Source organism: Nocardiopsis lambiniae, assembly GCF_031845465.1.
GTDB lineage: Bacteria > Actinomycetota > Actinomycetes > Streptosporangiales > Streptosporangiaceae > Nocardiopsis > Nocardiopsis lambiniae.
The window spans coordinates 23,278-40,047 of record NZ_JAVREP010000024.1 but is presented as its reverse complement, the minus strand read 5'-3'; the positions used below and the strand labels follow the sequence as shown (position 1 = coordinate 40,047).

General features: G+C 71.2%; 16 protein-coding genes. 2 read left to right on the top strand and 14 right to left on the bottom strand.

The features are described from left to right. Positions 1 to 9: 9 nt before the first annotated feature. The 13 genes from RM479_RS24245 to RM479_RS24185 all read right to left on the bottom strand — a co-directional run bounded on the left by RM479_RS24245 (position 10) and on the right by RM479_RS24185 (position 14,695). The gene (locus RM479_RS24245) at positions 10 to 852 is read right to left on the bottom strand and encodes an alpha/beta fold hydrolase (RefSeq protein ID WP_311514019.1); all 843 of its coding nucleotides are present in this window, start codon (positions 850 to 852) and stop codon (positions 10 to 12) included. A gap of 395 nt (positions 853 to 1,247) precedes the next feature. After that, positions 1,248 to 2,114, bottom strand: coding sequence for a sugar phosphate isomerase/epimerase family protein (locus RM479_RS24240; protein WP_311514018.1), 867 nt, complete (start codon positions 2,112 to 2,114; stop codon positions 1,248 to 1,250). Between the two features lie 17 nt (positions 2,115 to 2,131). Next, positions 2,132 to 3,139, bottom strand: coding sequence for a Gfo/Idh/MocA family protein (locus RM479_RS24235; protein ID WP_311514017.1), 1,008 nt, complete (start codon positions 3,137 to 3,139; stop codon positions 2,132 to 2,134). A gap of 45 nt (positions 3,140 to 3,184) precedes the next feature. Beyond that, entirely contained in the window at positions 3,185 to 4,060 is an 876-nt protein-coding gene (locus tag RM479_RS24230) for an ATP-binding cassette domain-containing protein (protein WP_311514016.1), read from the bottom strand. 14 nt (positions 4,061 to 4,074) lie between these two features. Further along, positions 4,075 to 5,139, bottom strand: coding sequence for an ABC transporter permease (locus tag RM479_RS24225; protein WP_311514015.1), 1,065 nt, complete (start codon positions 5,137 to 5,139; stop codon positions 4,075 to 4,077). Further along, a complete protein-coding gene (locus tag RM479_RS24220; protein ID WP_311514014.1) occupies positions 5,136 to 6,116 on the bottom strand; it encodes a substrate-binding domain-containing protein in 981 nt (326 codons plus the stop codon). The genes RM479_RS24225 and RM479_RS24220 overlap by 4 nt, the downstream gene beginning before the upstream one ends. A 118-nt stretch (positions 6,117 to 6,234) precedes the next feature. After that, the gene (locus RM479_RS24215; protein ID WP_311514013.1) at positions 6,235 to 7,146 is read right to left on the bottom strand and encodes a TIM barrel protein; all 912 of its coding nucleotides are present in this window, start codon (positions 7,144 to 7,146) and stop codon (positions 6,235 to 6,237) included. Positions 7,147 to 7,228: 82 nt separating this feature from the next. Then, entirely contained in the window at positions 7,229 to 8,725 is a 1,497-nt protein-coding gene (locus RM479_RS24210) for a CoA-acylating methylmalonate-semialdehyde dehydrogenase (protein ID WP_311514012.1), read from the bottom strand. A 25-nt stretch (positions 8,726 to 8,750) separates the two neighbouring features. Beyond that, positions 8,751 to 10,646: a 3D-(3,5/4)-trihydroxycyclohexane-1,2-dione acylhydrolase (decyclizing) gene (gene iolD, locus RM479_RS24205; protein WP_311514011.1), complete on the bottom strand. Its 1,896-nt coding sequence runs from the start codon at positions 10,644 to 10,646 to the stop codon at positions 8,751 to 8,753. Then, entirely contained in the window at positions 10,643 to 11,530 is an 888-nt protein-coding gene (gene iolB / locus RM479_RS24200) for a 5-deoxy-glucuronate isomerase (protein ID WP_274809751.1), read from the bottom strand. Before iolB ends, iolD begins: the two co-directional genes overlap by 4 nt. Continuing rightward, entirely contained in the window at positions 11,527 to 12,420 is an 894-nt protein-coding gene (locus RM479_RS24195) for a Cgl0159 family (beta/alpha)8-fold protein (RefSeq protein ID WP_311514010.1), read from the bottom strand. Before RM479_RS24195 ends, iolB begins: the two co-directional genes overlap by 4 nt. Further along, positions 12,410 to 13,393 carry a 5-dehydro-2-deoxygluconokinase gene (gene iolC / locus RM479_RS24190; RefSeq protein ID WP_311514009.1) on the bottom strand — a complete coding sequence of 328 codons (984 nt, stop codon included), beginning with the start codon at positions 13,391 to 13,393 and terminating at the stop codon, positions 12,410 to 12,412. The genes RM479_RS24195 and iolC overlap by 11 nt, the downstream gene beginning before the upstream one ends. A 297-nt stretch (positions 13,394 to 13,690) precedes the next feature. After that, positions 13,691 to 14,695: a Gfo/Idh/MocA family protein gene (locus tag RM479_RS24185; protein WP_311514008.1), complete on the bottom strand. Its 1,005-nt coding sequence runs from the start codon at positions 14,693 to 14,695 to the stop codon at positions 13,691 to 13,693. A gap of 223 nt (positions 14,696 to 14,918) precedes the next feature. Here RM479_RS24185 and RM479_RS24180 point away from each other — a divergent pair, with 223 nt between their 5' ends. Together RM479_RS24180 and RM479_RS24175 are read left to right on the top strand one after the other, a co-directional pair. Next, a complete protein-coding gene (locus RM479_RS24180; RefSeq protein ID WP_311514007.1) occupies positions 14,919 to 15,659 on the top strand; it encodes a GntR family transcriptional regulator in 741 nt (246 codons plus the stop codon). A gap of 368 nt (positions 15,660 to 16,027) precedes the next feature. Then, positions 16,028 to 16,465: an ATP-binding protein gene (locus RM479_RS24175; RefSeq protein ID WP_311514006.1), complete on the top strand. Its 438-nt coding sequence runs from the start codon at positions 16,028 to 16,030 to the stop codon at positions 16,463 to 16,465. A 92-nt stretch (positions 16,466 to 16,557) separates the two neighbouring features. Here the strand turns inward: RM479_RS24175 and RM479_RS24170 are convergent, their stop codons facing one another. Next, entirely contained in the window at positions 16,558 to 16,752 is a 195-nt protein-coding gene (locus RM479_RS24170; protein WP_311514005.1) for a hypothetical protein, read from the bottom strand. Positions 16,753 to 16,770: the final 18 nt, after the last annotated feature.

Genomic DNA, 16,770 nt, shown 5'->3' with positions numbered 1-16,770 from the left:
GCCCGAGGTTCACCCGGCGCGCAGGAAGTCGAGCACCGCGGGCCCTTGGCCCATGAGGGCGTGCCCGGCGTCGGGCAGCACGGTGACGGTGGCGTGCGGAACGTGCTCGCGCACCCGCCGCGCGGTCCGGGCGGAGTCGAACATGCGGTCCCGGCCGCCCACGACGACGAACATCGGCGTCTCCAGGCCCCGCAGGTCGGCGTCGGAGAACACGGGCAGCCGCTCGGTACGCGGCAGGAAGGCCCTGAAGGTCGCGGTCACCTCGTCCACCACCGGCGTGTGCTCGGGGGCGTGCAGGCCCAGGACGGCCCGCACCGAGCGCCGCCGCCCCCACCGGCCGAACGGACTCCAGACCAGGGCGGCGGCCAGCCGCAGCGGGGTCTGCCGACCGATGCCTCCGGGGCACACCAGTGCCAGCCGCTCGACCCGGCCGGGGCGACGGATCGCGTGGTCCAGCGCGGTCCATCCGCCCAGGGACATGCCCACGAAGGCGGCCCGGGACAGCCCGAGGCCTTCCATGACGTCGTCCAGCCACAGGGCGACGGCGTCGGAGTCCAGAGCCGGGCGCGAAGGCGCGCTCAGCCCGGGTTCGCCGACCATGTCGACGGCGTGCACCCGCAGGTTCCGGGACCAGGAGGCGACGTCCCCCGCCCAGGTGGAACCGTTGGCACCCGATCCGTGCAACAGCACCACGGGCGGCGCGTCCTCGGGTCCGCTGACCAGGACGAACGTCTCGCCCTCGCGGGTGGGCAGTCGTACCCGCTCGGCGGGCACCGGCCAGGCGTCCAGCACCTCCCGATACCGCCGCAGGATCTCCCGCTCCCCCGCCTCGGACCGATAGATCGCGCTCATGGACGGACCCCTTCCTTTTTCGCGCCGGACCTGGCGCACCACTCCCCTTTGGGATTGACTAAAGTACTTTAAACTTCCTTGCTTGAGGGATGCAAAGAGAATGAAGGGGAATGATGTGGCGTGCCTCGATCGAAGGGCGTCCCCGACGGAGAACGGACACGCGGACCCGCGCCCCGGGATGCGAGGTCCCCCGTGGACCGTGTACGACCGGGAGTCCCCGACGCCGGGCGCCGCAGCGGCCCGAACGTCGGCTCCGGGCGCCTCCGGGGAACCCGGTGGTCGAGGGACGCAAGAGGGCGCCGCGACCGGACCGGTGGTCCGATCGCGGCGCCCGACCGGGGCCGTCGCGCCCCTGGCGGCGTCACGCCGCCGAATCGACGCCCCGGTGTCCCGGGTCAGGCCACCAGTTCCCTGGTGACCCGGTCGAGCATGAACTCCGAGGACTCGCGCGCCCGCTCCTCCCAGCCGAACACGCACACCGTGGCCACCCCGTCGAAGTCCAGGTCGCGCAGGGTCTGGAAGAACGCGTCCCACTCCACCTCGCCCTGGCCGATGTCCAGGTGCTGGTGGACGCGCGCGGTCGTCCCCGGAGGGTTGAGGATGTACCGCAGGCCCGACGACCCCTTGTGGTCGAAGGAGTCGGCGATGTGGACGTGCTTGAGCTTGTCGCCCGCGTACTCCATCATCGCGCGGATGTCCGCCCCGGGCTCGGCTCCCGACAGGTGGAAGGTGTGCGGGGCGCAGTACAGGTAGTTCACCCACGGCCGATTGATCGCCCGGACCAGGTCCACGGCGGGACCGTTCTCCTCGCAGAAGTCGTCCGGGTGCGCCTCCAGGTTGAGGGCGATCCCCTCGCGCTCGAAGATCGGCAGCAGCTCCTCCATGGACCGCCAGAAGGCCCCCTCGCTCTCGGCGGCCCTCTCCGGACGGCCGTTGAACTCGGAGTTCATCAGGGTGACGCCCAGCTCGACCGCCACCTCGATCATCCGCTTCCAGTAGCGGACCGCGTCCCGGCGCTCCTCCTCGACGGGACTGGACCACGTGTACAGCGGCAGGATCGAGGACAGCTCCACACAGGTCTCGCGCAGCACGGACCTCAGCTCGGCCACCCGCGCGTCGTCGGCCCGCGGGTGCCGGAAGAACGGCATGAACTCGGCCCGCGGGGACAGCTCGATGTACGAGTAGCCCATGTCCGCCACGGTCCGGACCATCTCGGCCATCGGCAGGCCGCGGAACATGTACGGGTCGATCGCGATCTTCATCGTTGTTCACACCCCTCTCAGGCGTAGAAGGCCGGTCGGTCCTTGATCCCGGTCTCCACGACCCCTCCCGAGTGCAGCGACCGCACGGCCGCGTCGGTGACGACCGTGGCGGCGTAGCCGTCCCAGGCATTGGGCCCGGTCGTCGGCGTCCCCGCCGCGACCTCCCGGACCCACGCCTCGAACTCGGCGTCGAAGGCGGCGGCGAACCGCGTCGTCCAGTCCTGTGGGACCGGGGTGCTCCGGTGCCCGGAGTTCCGCACGACCACGCCCGGGATCTCCGGAAGCCGGACCGTGCCCTCCTCCCCCACGACCTCGCAGCCGATCTCGTAGCCGTACCGGCAGTTGACGAACACCTCCAGGTCCACCCGTGCCCCACCGGCCATCTCGAAGAGCATGAACTGCGGATCGCGCAGGTGCTCGAAGCGGTTGCCGGTCGGGCGCGGGGTGATGACCTGGACGGCGGAGATCTCGTCGTCCAGCAGCCAGCGCATCACGTCGATCTCGTGCACGGCGGTGTCCTGAGCCGCCATCTCCGAGTGGTACGTCTCGGGCACCGTCGGGTTGCGGTGGACGCAGTGCGCCATCAGGGGGGCGCCGATCCCGCCCGAGGAGACGACCTCCTTCATCTGGACGTAGCCGGCGTCGAAGCGCCGCATGAAGCCGACCTGCACCAGCCGCGAACCGTGCCGCTGCTCGGCGTCGAGGATGCGCTGGGCGTCCTCGGCGGTGGTGGCCAGCGGCTTCTCGCAGAAGACCGGCTTGCCCTCCGCGATGGCGGCGAGCACCGACTCGGCGTGCGCCGGCCCCCAGGAGGTGACCACGACCGCGTCGACGTCGTCGGCCGCGATCACCTCCGTACCGTCGGCCAGCACGCGCGCACCGGTCCCCTCGACCGCCCGGGCGGCACGGTCGGCGTCGATGTCGGTCGCCGCGACCACCTCGGCACCACCGATCGAGGTGGTGATCCTCCGGATGTGCTCGGCCCCGATCCAGCCGGTGCCGATCACCCCTACCTTGACGGTCATCGTGCCCGTCTCCTCTCTCGTTCCATCCGTGCGGCCGAAGGGCCGTCAGAACCGTCGGACATCGGGGCCCTCGCCCCCGGAGTCGTGCAGCGGCGCGACCTCCGGCGCCTCACCGCGCTTGAGCTCGTGCTGTAGCGCGTCCAGCTCGGCCCCGCCCGCCATGTGGTGGGTGAGGTCGTCCAGGGTCAGCTCGGAACGGGGCTGGTCCAGCTCCATCCGGCCGAGCTTGACGATCACGAAGTGGTCGCCGACCAGGAACGCGTGGTGCGGGTTGTGCGTGATGAAGATGACGCCCAGTCCCGCGTCGCGGGCCGCGCTGATGTACTTCAGGACCACGCCGGACTGCTTGACGCCCAGCGCCGCCGTGGGCTCGTCCAGGATCAGGACCCGGGCGCCGAAGTACACCGCGCGGGCGATCGCCACGACCTGGCGCTGTCCACCGGACAGGTTGCCGACCGGAGCGTCGATGTCGGGCAGGTCGATGCCCATCTTCCTCAGCTCCTCGTCGGCGATGCGGCGCATCCGTGCGGTGTCGAGCATCCGGAAGGGGCCGACCCCCTTGCGCAGCTCGGAGCCGAGGAAGAAGTTGCGCCACACCGGCATCAGCGGCACGATCGCCAGGTCCTGGTAGACGGTGGCGATGCCCAGGTCCAGTGCGTCGCGCGGGGACGAGAAGTCCACCGTCCCACCGTCGACCAGGTAGCGGCCCGACGTGGGCTTGTACAGCCCGGCGATGATCTTGATCAGCGTGGACTTGCCCGCGCCGTTGTCGCCGAGGATGCAGGTGACCTCGCCCGCCCCGACCTTCAGACTGATGTCGGTCAGCGCCCTGATGTTGCCGAAGCTCTTGCCGACCCCGTCCAGTTCGAGCAGCGGGGCGGTCCGCGCTCCGGCGTCGGCGGACGCCTTCGCACTCGTCATCGTGCTCACCTCGGTCACCTCTTGTTCGCTTGGGTGCGGACCCAGCCGTTGACGACGACCGCCAGCAGCAGCATCGCGCCGACGAAGAAGAACACCCAGTTGTTGTCCCAGCCGGCGTACACGATGCCCTGGCGGGTCATGCCGTAGATGAAGGCGCCGATCGCGGCGCCGATCACCGTCCCGTAACCGCCGGTGAGCAGGCATCCGCCGACCACGGCGGCCATGATGTAGAGCAGCTCGTTGCCGACGCCCTCACCGGACTGCACCGTGTTGAACATGAAGAGCAGGTGCATGCCGGAGAACCAGGCGAAGAACCCGACCGTCATGAACAGGCCGATCTTGACCCTGGCGACCGGCACACCGACCGCCCGGGCGCTCTCCTGGTTCCCGCCGACCGCGTAGATCCAGTTGCCGACCTTGGTCCGCATCAGCACCCACGTGGCCAGGCCGACGAACACCATCCACCACACGACGGTGATCCGGACGTTGACCCCCATGACGGAGAAGCTGGAGGCGAAGACCGCTCGCGCCGAATCGAAGCCGTCCATGGCGGAGATGTTCGTGGTGGAGACCTGCCCGGTGATCAGCTTGGTGATCGCGATGTTGAGGCCCTGGAGCATCAGGAACATCGCCAGCGTCACCAGGAAGCTGGGCAGTCTGGTACGGACGAGGATCCACCCGTTGAGGAACCCGATGGTGAGCGAGACCACCAGGGCGGCCGCGGCGCCGACCCACACGTTCACCGAGAAGTACCAGGCGAACATGGAGGCGGTGAGCCCGGAGGCGATCACCGCGACGCCGGCGGAGAGGTCGAACTCGCCGCCGATCATCAGCAGTGCCACGCCCACCGCCATGATGCCGATGGTGGAGCTCGCGTACAGGATCGTCGCGAACGCGGCACCGGTGCGGAACGGGTCGGCGATCGTGAAGAAGACGCTGAAGACGATGACCGCGCCGACCAGGGAGCCGACCTCCGGCCGGGTCATGAACTTGCGCAGCGCCGAACGCTGGGTCACCCGGAGGCTCTTCTCCGAGCCGCCCTTCGGCTCCGTCGGGCTGAGGGTCCGACCCGTGGTCATCGCGTTCCCCGCTCGGCGTACTCGGCGACCTGGTCGACGTTGGTCTCGTCGATGAACGCCGGTCCGGTCAGGACGGGCTCGGTGCCGCCGCCGGAGGTGTTGCCGTTGGTGTTGTAGAGCCACAGGGAGTCGACCGCCAGGTAGCCCTGCAGGTAGGGCTGCTGGTCGACGGCCCACTGGACGACGCCCTCCTGGAGTGCCCCGACCAGGTCGCTGTTGGTGTCGAAGGTGGCGACGGTGGCGTCGCTGCCCGCGTCGTCGATGGCGTCGATCGCGGTCATGGCGATCGGGGCGCCCAGCGTGACGACGTAGTCGATCTCGTCGTCCTGCTGGAGCTTGGCGGAGATGCCGGAGCGGACCTCGGGCATGTTCGCGCTGTCGACGTAGAGCACCTCGGACTCGCCCTCGAAGGCCTCGCCCAGGGAGGCGCAGCGGGTCTCCAGGGCGACGTGCCCCTGCTCCTGGATGACGCACAGGGCCTTCTCCGAGCCGACCTCGTTGAGGCGCTCGCCGAAGGCGGTCCCCGCCAGGTGCTCGTCCGTGCCGAAGTACTGCTGGACGCCCATGTCCGCCCAGTCCTCGATACCGGAGTTGAACGCGACCACCGGGATGCCGGCCTCCTGGGCGTCGGCGATGGCGCCCTCCAGCGCGTCGGGCTTGGACAGGGTGACGGCGATGCCGTCCACGCCGCGGTCGACCGCGTTCTGGATGAGGCCGGCCTGCTCGCTGGCCTCGGGGTCGGCGGCGTACTCCAGGGTGATGTTGCTCTTGGCCGCGGCGTCCTCGGCACCCGAGCGGATGATGTCCCAGAACGTGTCGCCCTGGACCTCGTGGGTGATCATCGCGATGGTGAGTTCGGGGGTGTCGACGCCCTCCTCTGCCACGTCGCGGCCTCCCTCGGAGCTGCACGCCGAGGCGGCGAGGACCAGGCCCGCGGCACCGGCGATCAGAGCGGTGTGGCTGGTGTTGCGCTTCATGATGAGACCTCTCATCGGTCAGGGGGATTCACTCGACTGCGGTTATGGCGGTCACGAGGGGCGGACGCGACTTGCGGGGAGCCACCGCACCGGCGGCTCAGCGTGGTCGGGCTGTGTGTCAGGCCTTCTGGTGGCGCGCCCCCAATCCGCAGCTGTTGAGGTACTTGCGGGTCCGGACCGCGATGGGCAGCGGGACGTCCGGCTCGCAGGGGTAGAGGTCCTGTTCGACGATGACGAACAGGCGGGCGTCGACCTCGCGCAGCGCGTCGATCACCGCCGCGGGTGCGGGCTCCCCCGCCGGGGGCTCCACGCACACGCCGCGCTTGACGGCCTCGCCGAAGCCGAGCTTCTCCTCATGGACCTGGCGGATGATCTCCGGGTCCATCTGCTTGATGTGGACGTAGTCCACGCGCTCGGAGTAGCGGCGGATCAGGTCGACCGCGTCGCCGCCCCCGTAAGCGACGTGACCGGTGTCCAGGCACAGGGAGACGTACTCCGGGTCGGTGCCGTCCAGGAAGCGCTCGATCTCGGGCTGGGTCTGGACGTGGCTGTCGGCGTGCGAGTGCAGGCACAGCCGCACGTCGTAGTCGTTGAGCAGGATCTTGCCGAGTTCGTCGGCGGACCGGTGCAGATTGCGCCACTGTCCGTCGTCGAGCGTCGGGGACTCGCTGAACTCGCCGGTCTTCTCGTCGCGGTACATCGGCGGGATGAAGACCAGGTGGTGCGCGCCCACGGCGGCGGTCAGCTCGGCCACCCTGCGGACCGTGGCGACGGTGTCGTCCCAGGCGTGCGGGTCGTGCAGGTTGCCGAACACGGTGCCGCCGGAGACCTTCAGGCCGCGTCGGCCCACCTCGTCGGCCAGTTGCGCGGGGTCGGTGGGCAGGTACCCGTAGGGGCCCAGTTCGAGCCACTCGTACCCGGCCTCGAACAGCTCGTCGAGGAACCGGTTCCACGGCGTCTGGTGCTCGTCCTCGGGGAACCACACACCCCAGGAGTCGGGTGCGGACCCGAGGACCAGTTTGTCGGTCATTTCTGCCTCGTTTCGGAGAACGCGTTGAAAGGTGAACCGGGGGCCGGGCCACGGTGGAGTCGGTACCGCGGCCCGGACCGCCTCAGCCGTGAGTCGGGAAGTCGAAGGCGGCGGCGACCGAGCGGTCGACGTGCGGCCACCGGCTGGTGACGACCTTGGCGCGGGTGTAGAAGTGCACGCCCTCGGGGCCGTGGATGTGGTCGCCGCCGAACAGCGAGTCCTTCCATCCACCGAAGGAGTAGTGCGACATCGGGACCGGGATCGGCACGTTGACGCCGATCATCCCGACGGTGACCCCGCGTTGGAAGCGGCGCGCGACCTCGCCGTCGCCGGTGAAGATGGCGGTGCCGTTGCCGTACGGGTTGGCGTTGATGAGCGCGATCGCCTCGTCGAGGTCGGCCGCGCGGACCACGACCAGCAGCGGCCCGAAGACCTCCTGCCGGTAGACGTCCATGTCCGCGGTGACCCTGTCGAGCAGCGACGGACCGACGAAGAAGCCCTCCTCGTGCCCCTCCACCTCCAGGTCGCGGCCGTCGACCACCACGACGGCGCCCTGCTCCTCGCCGGAACCGACGAACGAGGCGACACGGTCGCGGGCCTGGGCGGTGATGACCGGGCCCATCTCGTTGGTGGCGTCCTGGCCGGGGCCGACCTTGATCGCCTTGGCCTTGTCGGCGAGCACCGGCACCAGGGCGTCGGCGGCCTCGCCCACGGCGACGGCCGCGGAGATGGCCATGCAGCGCTGCCCGGCGGAGCCGAACGCGGCGGCGGTCAGGTGGTCGGCGGCGAACTCCAGGTCGGCGTCGGGCATGACCACCGCGTGGTTCTTGGCGCCGCCCAGGGCCTGGACGCGCTTGCCCGAGGCGGTGGCCCGCTCGTGCACGTATTTGGCGATCGGCGTGGAGCCGACGAACGAGATGGCCTGGACGTCCGGGTGGTCCAGGAGCCCGTCGACCGCGGTCTTGTCACCGTGCAGGACGTTGAACACACCGTCGGGCAGTCCGGCGTCGGCGTACAGCCGCGCGACGAAGTCGGAGACCGAGGGGTCGCGCTCACTGGGCTTGAGGACGAACGTGTTGCCGCAGGCGATCGCGATCGGGTGCATCCACAACGGCACCATGATCGGGAAGTTGAACGGGGTGATGCCCGCGACGACGCCCAGCGGCTGGCGGAAGTCGAAGGTGTCGATCCCGGTGGAGATCTGGTCGGAGTAGCCGCCCTTGAGGGCGCTGATGATGCCGCACGCGTACTCGACGACCTCACGGCCGCGGACGATCTCGCCCTTGGCGTCGTCGACGACCTTGCCGTGCTCGGCGGCGATGATCCGGGCCATCTCGTCCTCGTGCCTGGCCAGGAGTTCGCGCAGTGAGAACATGACGCGGGTGCGCTTGGTCAGGGAGGAGTCGCCCCAGCCCTCGAAGGCCTTGGCGGCGGCCTCGACCGCGGCGTCGACGTCGGCCTGCTCCGCGAGCAGGACGGCGGCCTGCTGCCGCCCGGTGGCCGGGTCCCACACCGGCGCGGTGCGGGTCGAGGCCCCGGAGGTCGAGGCCCCGTCGATCCAGTGCTGGATGGTCTTCACTGTCGGTTCCTTCTTCCGGGAGGCGTCACAGGTAGTGGCGCTGTCCCTGCTGGTGGGAGCGGTAGGTCTCGTACGCGTCGCGGGTGCTGTCCAGGGCGGACACCTGGCTGACGGGCACGTCCCACCAGGCGCTGCCGGGCGGGTTGGGACCCACCGGGTCGGTCTCGATGTGCACGACCGTCGTGGTGTCGGCGGCCTTGGCCTCGGCGAGGGCGGCGCGGAAGCCCTCGATCCCCTCGGCGCGGATGACCGTGGCGCCGAGGCTGGCGGCGTTGGCGGCCAGGTCGACGGGCAGGACGTTCCCGTCGAGCCCCCCGGTGACGGGGTCGCGGTAGCGGTACCGGGTGCCGAACCGCTGTGAGCCCAGTGATTCCGAGAGCGACCCGATGGAGGCGAAGCCGTGGTTCTGGACCACGACGATGATCACCTTCAGCCCTTCGGAGACCATGGTGACGATCTCCTGGGCCATCATCAGGTAGGACCCGTCGCCGACCAGGACGACCACCTCGCGGGAGGGGTCGGCCATCTTGACGCCGAGGCCGCCGGCCACCTCGTAGCCCATGCAGGAGTAGGCGTACTCGACGTGGTAGGCCTTGGGATCCCGGGCCCGCCACAGCATCTGTAGGTCGCCGGGCATGCTCCCGGCCGCGTTGACGACCACGTCGCGGTCGTCGAGTTCCTCGTTGAGCACGCCCAGGACGGCGGTCTGAGCGGGCAGCGGGCCGTGCTCGACGTGGTAGCAGGCGTCGGTGATCGCGGCCCACCGGTCGGCCAGTTCCCGGGTGCGGGCCCGGTGGTCGGCCGCGACCTCCCAGCCGGCCAGTTCCCGGCGCAGCGCCTCCAGGCCCGTGCGCGCGTCGGAGACCAGCTGGGTGGCCGCGTGCTTGGCGGCGTCGAGCCGGGCCACGTTGAGGTTGACGAACGTGACGTCCGGGTCGGCGAAAACGGTGTGGCTGGCGGTGGTGAAGTCGCTGTAGCGGGTGCCGACGCCGATCACCACGTCGGCCTCGCGGGCCAGGGCGTTGGCGCTCTCGGCCCCGGTGGAGCCGACACCGCCGACGGCCCGGTCGTGGTCCCAGGGCAGCGCGCCCTTGCCCGCGTGGGTGTCGGCGACCGGGATCCCGGTGTCCTCGGCGAACTCGCGCAGGGCGGTCTCCGCCTCGGAGTAGACCACGCCGCCGCCCGCGATCAGCAGGGGACGCTCGGCCATCCGGATCACCGCGGCGGCGCGGGCCAGCGCGTCCGGTTCCGGGAGCGGGCGGCCGATGTGCCACACGCGCTTGCGGAAGAACGTCTCCGGCCAGTCGTAGGCCTCGGCCTGTACGTCCTGGGGCAGGCACAGGGTGACCGCGCCGGTCTCGACGGGGTCGGTCAGGACCCGCATGGCCGCCTGGGCGGCCGGGATCAGCTGCTCGGGCCGGGTGACGCGGTCGAAGTACTTGGACACCGGGCGGAACACGTCGTTGACGGTCACGTCGCCGCCGCGGGTGTCCTCCAACTGCTGGAGCACCGGGTCGGGCACGCGGGTGGCGAACATGTCGCTGGGCAGCAGCAGGACCGGGATGCGGTTGGTGGTGGCCAGGGCCGCGCCGGTGACCATGTTCGTGGAGCCGGGGCCGGTGGAGGCCGAGCAGGCGAAGGTCTGGAGCCGGTTGCGGGTCTTGGCGAACCCGACGGTGGCGTGCACCATGCCCTGCTCGTTGCGGGCGAGGTGGTAGGGCAGGTCGACCTCGCCGGTCGTGGCGGCCTGGAGCAGCGCCTGGCCGAGTCCGGCGACGTTGCCGTGTCCGAAGATGCCCCACACGCCGGGGATGAACCGCTGTTCGACGCCGTCGCGCTCGCTGTACTGCGCGGCGAGGAAGCGCACCAGGGCCTGGGCCGTGGTGAGCCGGACGGTCGGGGTGCCGGTGGGGTCGGTCATCGGGTCCGTCCCTCCTTCTCCTCGGTCGAGGTCAGCGGCAGACGGTGGTCGATCTCCTGGTCGGCCCAGGTCCGGCGGACCCAGCCGTGCGCCGGGTCGTCGCAGATCTTCCAGGCGCGCTCCTGGCCGGGGCCCGCCATGACGTTGAGGTAGTACAGGTCGTACCCGGGCGCGGCCATGGACGGGCCGTGCCAGCCGTGCGGGATGAGGACGGCGTCCTCGGCGCGCACCTCGGCGAACACGTCGATGGGGCGTTCCTCGGTGCCGTAGACCCGCTGGTAGCCGATGCCGGGGCCGGCCGGGCCCTCGGAGACCTCGAAGTAGTAGATCTCCTCCAGCTCGCACTCGTCGGCGGTGACCTCGTCGTGCTTGTGCGGCGGGTAGGAGGACCAGTTGGAGTCGGGGGTGAGGACCTCGCAGGCGATGAGCTTGTCGGCGTCCAGGGTGCCGGGGGTGCAGAAGTTGTTCACCTGGCGGCTGGACCGGCCCGCGCCGCGCAGCTCGACCGGCACGTCCTCGGCCGGGACGTAGCGCGGCTCCAGGCGGCGCCCGCAGCGCGCGGAGGGGAGCGCGAACCGACCGCCGGACTCGCTGGAGACGACGGCGTGGGCGTCGCGCGGCAGGTAGACGAAGTCGGTGACGCGGGTGAAGACCGACCGGCGGCCGGTGACCGCGAACTCCAGCCCGTCGACGGTGACCGAGCACCCGCCGTTGAGCGGCAGGACGAGGGTCTCGGCGTCGCCGGTGGCGATCTCCCGGGCCTGGCCGGGTGCCAGCTCCAGGACGCGGAGCCCGGAGTACCCCCACCCGGCGGTCTCGGGGGTGATCACGGTGCGGAACGGCGGGGCGGCGGTGCTCCCCGCGGGCAGGTGGTACTCGCTCACAGCAACCCCACAGCGGTGTCGACGGCGGACACGACGTCGTCGTCGGTCGGATAGAGGAGGGAACGGCCCACGGTCAGGCCGATGACGTTCGGCAGTTTGAGCGCCTCTCCCCAGCGGGCGAAGGCGGCGTCGGGGTCCTCGGGCACCTCGCCGCCCAGCAGCACGGTCGGCAGGGTGGAGGTGGCCATGACCCGCTCCATCTCCTCGACGACCGGCAGTTTGAGCCAGGTGTAGGCGGAGGTGTTGCCCAGACCGGAGGCGATGGCCATGGAGCGCGCGACCGCGTCCGGCGCCAGGTCGTTGCGGATCACTCCGTCGGTGCGGCCGGAGACGAACGGTTCCACCATGGCGGTGACCCGGGCCGCGTTGAGCTCGTTGACCGCCCTGGCGCAGCTCTCCAGGGTGGGGATGGTCCGGTCGTCGTCGTAGTCCAGGCGGAGCAGCATCTTGCCGCCCTCGAAGCCCATCCGGACGATCCCGGCGGCGTCGTAGCCGGTGAACCGGTCGTCGATCTCCCAGGTGGCGCCGGCCAGCCCGCCGCGGTTCATCGAGCCGAAGACCGACTTGCCGTCCAGGACGCCCGTTCCGTCGGGGTTCCTCAACAGCAGGAGGTCCTCCAGGATGTCCGCGGTGGCCAGGACGCCGGTCACGCCGGGGCGGGCCAGCGCGGCGCGCAGGCGGTCCAGCAGGTCGATGCGGTCGGCCATCGCCATGGGCCGGTCGCCCGAGCGCAGGGCACCGCGGGCGGGGTGGTCGGCGGCGACGATCATCGCCTTGCCGCTCGGACCCACCGGGGAGGTGGGGCGCACGCGCCCGGCGGCGGCCTCGGCGATGGCGCCCGGGTTGTGCAGCCGGGTCTCGACGATGGTGCGGAGCGTGTCAACCGACATGGGAGACCTCCCCGAGCTTGGCCTCGACCTCGGCGGAGGTGGGCATGGCGTCGGAGCAGGACAGTCGGGAGGCCACGATGGCGCCCGCCGCGTTGGCGAAGCGCATGACGCGCTCGGTGTCCCACCCGCCGAGCAGTCCGTGGCACAGCGCGCCGCCGAAGGCGTCGCCCGCGCCGAGGCCGTTGACGACGTCGACCGGGACGGGCGGCACGCGGACCTCACCGGTGTCGTCGACGGCGAGCACGCCCTCGGGTCCCTGCTTGACGACGACGAGGTCGAGCCCGGCGTCGCGCCCGGCCGCGGCGGCGGCCCGGGGGTCGCGGACACCAACGGCGGTCTCCCACTCGTCGAGGTTGCCCGCGGCGACCGTGGCGTAGGGAAGGGCCTCGGCGACCCGGCGGCGGGCCTCCTCGCGGGACTCCCAGAACATCGGCCGGTAGTCGAGGTCGATGATGGTGATGCCGCCGCGGCGGCGCGCCCTGAGCGCCTCCATCGTGGCGGTACGGCTCGGCTCCTGGCACAGGCCGGTGACGGTCACCCAGAACACGTCGGCGGCGGCGATGGCGTCCAGGTCCAGTTCCTCGGCCCGCACCCGCAGGTCGGGGGCGCTCGGGCTGCGGCCGTAGAAGTACAGAGGGAAGTCGTCCGGCGGGTGGATCTCGCAGAACGTGACGGGGGTGGGCAGGTCGGCGACCGGGGCGACGAACCTGTCGTCCACGCCGAACCCGCGCAGGGCCTGGTGGACGAAGGCGCCGAAGGGGTCGTCGCCGGTCCGGGTCACCACCGCGGAGCGGCGGCCGTACCGCGCGGCGGCGACGGCGACGTTGGTGGGGCTTCCGCCGAGGAACTTGCCGAAGGAGCGCACCGCGTCCAGACCGACCCCGATCTGCTCGGGGTAGATGTCGACGCCGACGCGGCCCATGGTGACGACCTCGAAGGGATCGTCAGGCCCGCGACCTGCACTGGCGTTCACTGGAACCTCCGTTGGTAGCGCTGCACCGGTACTTCTCTTCCTTGCTGTCGGGGTCTGTGGCCGGCGGCGTCGTGGTCGACGGCCGGTCCGGGTGGGCCTTCGGAGCGTTCCGGACGGAGAGGTGGCGATCCATGGATCATGTGTCGACCACTCCCCACGTGTTCGGTGGAAGGGGACGGGGGGCGAAGTGAGTGGTCGGGGCGGGGGTGCCGCCGTTGGCGGGGACCCCGTGGGGTGTGGTGGGCGTCCGACGGTGGAGGACGTGGCCGCCCCACGGGACGCCGCAGGCTCCTGAGGTCACGGCCGCACCTCCTCGACCCGGACCGGTCGCCCCTCGCGGCGCGACCGGTCGGCGGCGTCGGCCACCAGGACGGCCTCCAGGGCGTCGGCGACCGTGCACGGGCTGGGTCCGCCGGTGCGGACCGCGTGGAGGAAGGCGGTGATCTCCGCGTCGTAGGCGGGCGCGAACCGGGACCAGAACTCCTGCCAGGGATCCAGGGAGGGGAAGGTCACCCCGGCCTCGGCCGAGCGGAGCGGTGCGCGCTCGTCCAGCCCGACGGCGATGGTCCCGGCCGTCCCGGCCAACTCCATCCGCACGTCGTAGCCGCCGCCGTTGTAACGGGAGCCCGACAGCGTGGCGAAGGTGCCGTCGTCCAGGGTCAGGACGGCCGCGGAGGTGTCGATGTCGTCGGCGGCGGCGAAGAAGTCGGCGCCGCGGTTGGCACCGCTGGCGTAGACCTCCACGACCTCACGGCCGGTCACCCAGCGCAGGACGTCGAAGTCGTGCACGTGGCAGTCGCGGAAGAGCCCGCCCGAGGTCGGTAGGTAGGAGGCGGGGGGCGGCGCGGCGTCGCAGGTCACCGCGTGGACGCGGTGCAGTTCGCCGAGTTCGCCGTCACGCAGGGCCTGGCGGGCGCGCCGGTAACCGGCGTCGAAGCGGCGCATGAAGCCGATGTGCACGAGGGCGTCGCGCCTGTCGACCTCGCGCAGGACCTCGACGGTCTCCGCGACGGTCGGCGCGACCGGCTTCTCGCAGAAGACGGGGGTTCCGGCGCGGACCCCGGCCAGGATGAGGTCGGCGTGCGCGGAGGTGGCGGCGGTGATGACGAGCGCGTCGAGGGCCGAGGGGTGCAGCAGGTTCTCGATGGCGCCCGCGACGTGGGCGCCGACCCGGCCGGCGACCTCACGGGCGCGCTCGGCGTCGACGTCGGCGACGACCAACTCGTCGACCTCGGGCCGCCGGACGATCGCCGCCGCGTGCGACTCACCGATCCGACCCGCTCCCACCAGTCCGACGCGCATACCCACCCCTCTCGGTCTCCGGAATCCCGGATACGGATGTCCCAGGTCTCACCAGGCTGTTCCCTGGGTCACAGCCACGAGCCAATGTTCACCCCACCGAAACGTGGATGTCAATACTTTGTCTAGACATGATTACGTATAGCCTTCAGGACAACTGGGCATCACTACACTGATCCCAGGAGGGATCGTCCTTCCGGTACTCCCACGACGAACGGACCCGCACGTGAGTCAGACCCCGCTGTCGATCGCGATCGACAGGAGCAGCCCGGTGCCCCTGTACTTCCAGGTCGCGCAGGAGCTGGAACGGCGCATCACGTCCGGGGAGATCGCCGTCGGCACCCGTCTGGAGAACGAACTGCACCTCGCCGAGCGACTCGGCCTCTCCCGTCCCACCCTCCGCCGCTCCATCGAGTACCTGGTCGATCGGGGACTCCTGGTGCGCAAGCGGGGCGTGGGCACCCAGGTGGTCATGCCCCGGGTGCGCCGGCCGCTGGAGCTGTCCAGCCTGTACGACGACCTGCGCCGCACGGGCGAACACCCGCGGACCGACGTGCTGAGGTTCGCGGTGGAGGCGCCGCCGGACGCGATCGCCACCGCCCTGGAGGTCCCGCCGGGCACCGAGGTGTACGTCATCGAGCGGCTGCGCTACGCCCGCGACGAACCGCTCGCGATCATGCACAACTACGTCCCCACCGATCTGGTGGGGCTGAGCGCCGAGTCCCTGGCCGACCAGGGGCTCTACCAGCTGCTGCGCAACGTGGGCGTCTCGTTGAAGATCGCCTCGCAGAGCATCGGCGCGCGCAACGCCAGCGCCGCCGAGGCGCGCATACTGCACGAGACGCGCGGCGCCCCCCTGCTCACCATGGAGCGCACCGTGTACGACGACGTCGGCCGTGTGGTCGAGGTCGGCTCGCACGTCTACCGCGCGTCGCGCTATTCCTTCGAGCTCACCCTGACCGACTGAGCCCCTCACGGCCGCGCGCCGCGGTGCCGCCCTCACACACGAGATGACCGTGGAGCCCGCAGGCCACCGGCGCCCGGAACCCGACCTGCCCGTCCGCCCGTCCCGGGCCGCGCGGTACCGAGCGGCACCCACCACACGTGACCGGCCCCTCGGCCGGGTCGGCGTCGCCGACCCGGCCTCCGCTCTTTCCGCAGGCCATCAGGCATGGAGTTCAGGTAAATATGTCAAGACAACCTGTTGACTTCTAATCATCGCGGCGTTACACCTGGACATACACAGCGACCTGCGCCCCAGGCGGGCCCCTCCCCTTCCGGACCGGCCCGCGGACACCGCTCCACCTCGGCGCAACGGCCGAAGGAGATTGCGAGATGAGCACGCTCGACGACACGGTCCACCGCGTCGCCACACCGGACACCCTCGCGCGGGAGTTCCACCGGTTACCGGGAACACTCGCCTGCGCGGCCCGCGCACGAGGGCTCCTCGGACGGTTCCTGCACCGTCTCGGCCGGACCGACCTCGCCGACAGCGCCCAGCTGGTCGTGAGCGAACTGGTCGCCAACGCCGTCGAGCACGGCCTTCCACCGGTGGACCTGACCATGACCTGGCTGACGGACGGACACCCCACGCTGCGCGTGGACGTGTGCGACCACGGCCTGTCCGGCGCCCTGCCCGCCGTCCAGACCCCGGCCGACGAGGCCGAGTCGGGTCGCGGCCTGCTCCTGGTGGAGCACGTCACCGACCGCTGGGGGGTAGCCCCGCATCCCGTCACCGGGACCCACGCCTGGGCCGAACTCCGCACCGCCTGAACACGGCCCCGCCGCACGTCCCGACACCGAGGACGCAAGGGGAACCGAAGAGAAGCGCCCCTGGCCGCGGGACCGGCGCGGCGGCAGGCCCCTCAGGTGACCTCCCCTTCCCGGACCCGCGCACAAGAGGCCGACGGAGCGGAGGTGGCCTCCCCCGCCGCCCTCGCGAGGTCGCCGCACTCCAAGGGCTCGGGGTGCGGTCGCACCCGCACCCAGGCGACGTCCTCCCGCCGTTCGATCGCGCTCAGGCCCTCGAACAGGACCCGCAGGGGCGGGCGGGCGTACACCCACTGGCCGGAGGCCGT

Bases quoted from the DNA above. Each gene is read 5' to 3' on its own strand.
- RM479_RS24175 (WP_311514006.1), top strand. From the start codon at position 16,028: ATGAGCACGCTCGACGACACGGTCCACCGCGTCGCCACACCGGACACC.
- RM479_RS24240 (WP_311514018.1), bottom strand. From the start codon at position 2,114: ATGAAGATCGCGATCGACCCGTACATGTTCCGCGGCCTGCCGATGGCC.
- RM479_RS24230 (WP_311514016.1), bottom strand. From the start codon at position 4,060: ATGACGAGTGCGAAGGCGTCCGCCGACGCCGGAGCGCGGACCGCCCCG.
- RM479_RS24185 (WP_311514008.1), bottom strand. From the start codon at position 14,695: ATGCGCGTCGGACTGGTGGGAGCGGGTCGGATCGGTGAGTCGCACGCG.
- RM479_RS24215 (WP_311514013.1), bottom strand. From the start codon at position 7,146: ATGACCGACAAACTGGTCCTCGGGTCCGCACCCGACTCCTGGGGTGTG.
- RM479_RS24245 (WP_311514019.1), bottom strand. From the start codon at position 852: ATGAGCGCGATCTATCGGTCCGAGGCGGGGGAGCGGGAGATCCTGCGG.
- RM479_RS24220 (WP_311514014.1), bottom strand. From the start codon at position 6,116: ATGAAGCGCAACACCAGCCACACCGCTCTGATCGCCGGTGCCGCGGGC.
- RM479_RS24225 (WP_311514015.1), bottom strand. From the start codon at position 5,139: ATGACCACGGGTCGGACCCTCAGCCCGACGGAGCCGAAGGGCGGCTCG.
- RM479_RS24235 (WP_311514017.1), bottom strand. From the start codon at position 3,139: ATGACCGTCAAGGTAGGGGTGATCGGCACCGGCTGGATCGGGGCCGAG.
- iolD (WP_311514011.1), bottom strand. From the start codon at position 10,646: ATGACCGACCCCACCGGCACCCCGACCGTCCGGCTCACCACGGCCCAG.
- RM479_RS24195 (WP_311514010.1), bottom strand. From the start codon at position 12,420: ATGTCGGTTGACACGCTCCGCACCATCGTCGAGACCCGGCTGCACAAC.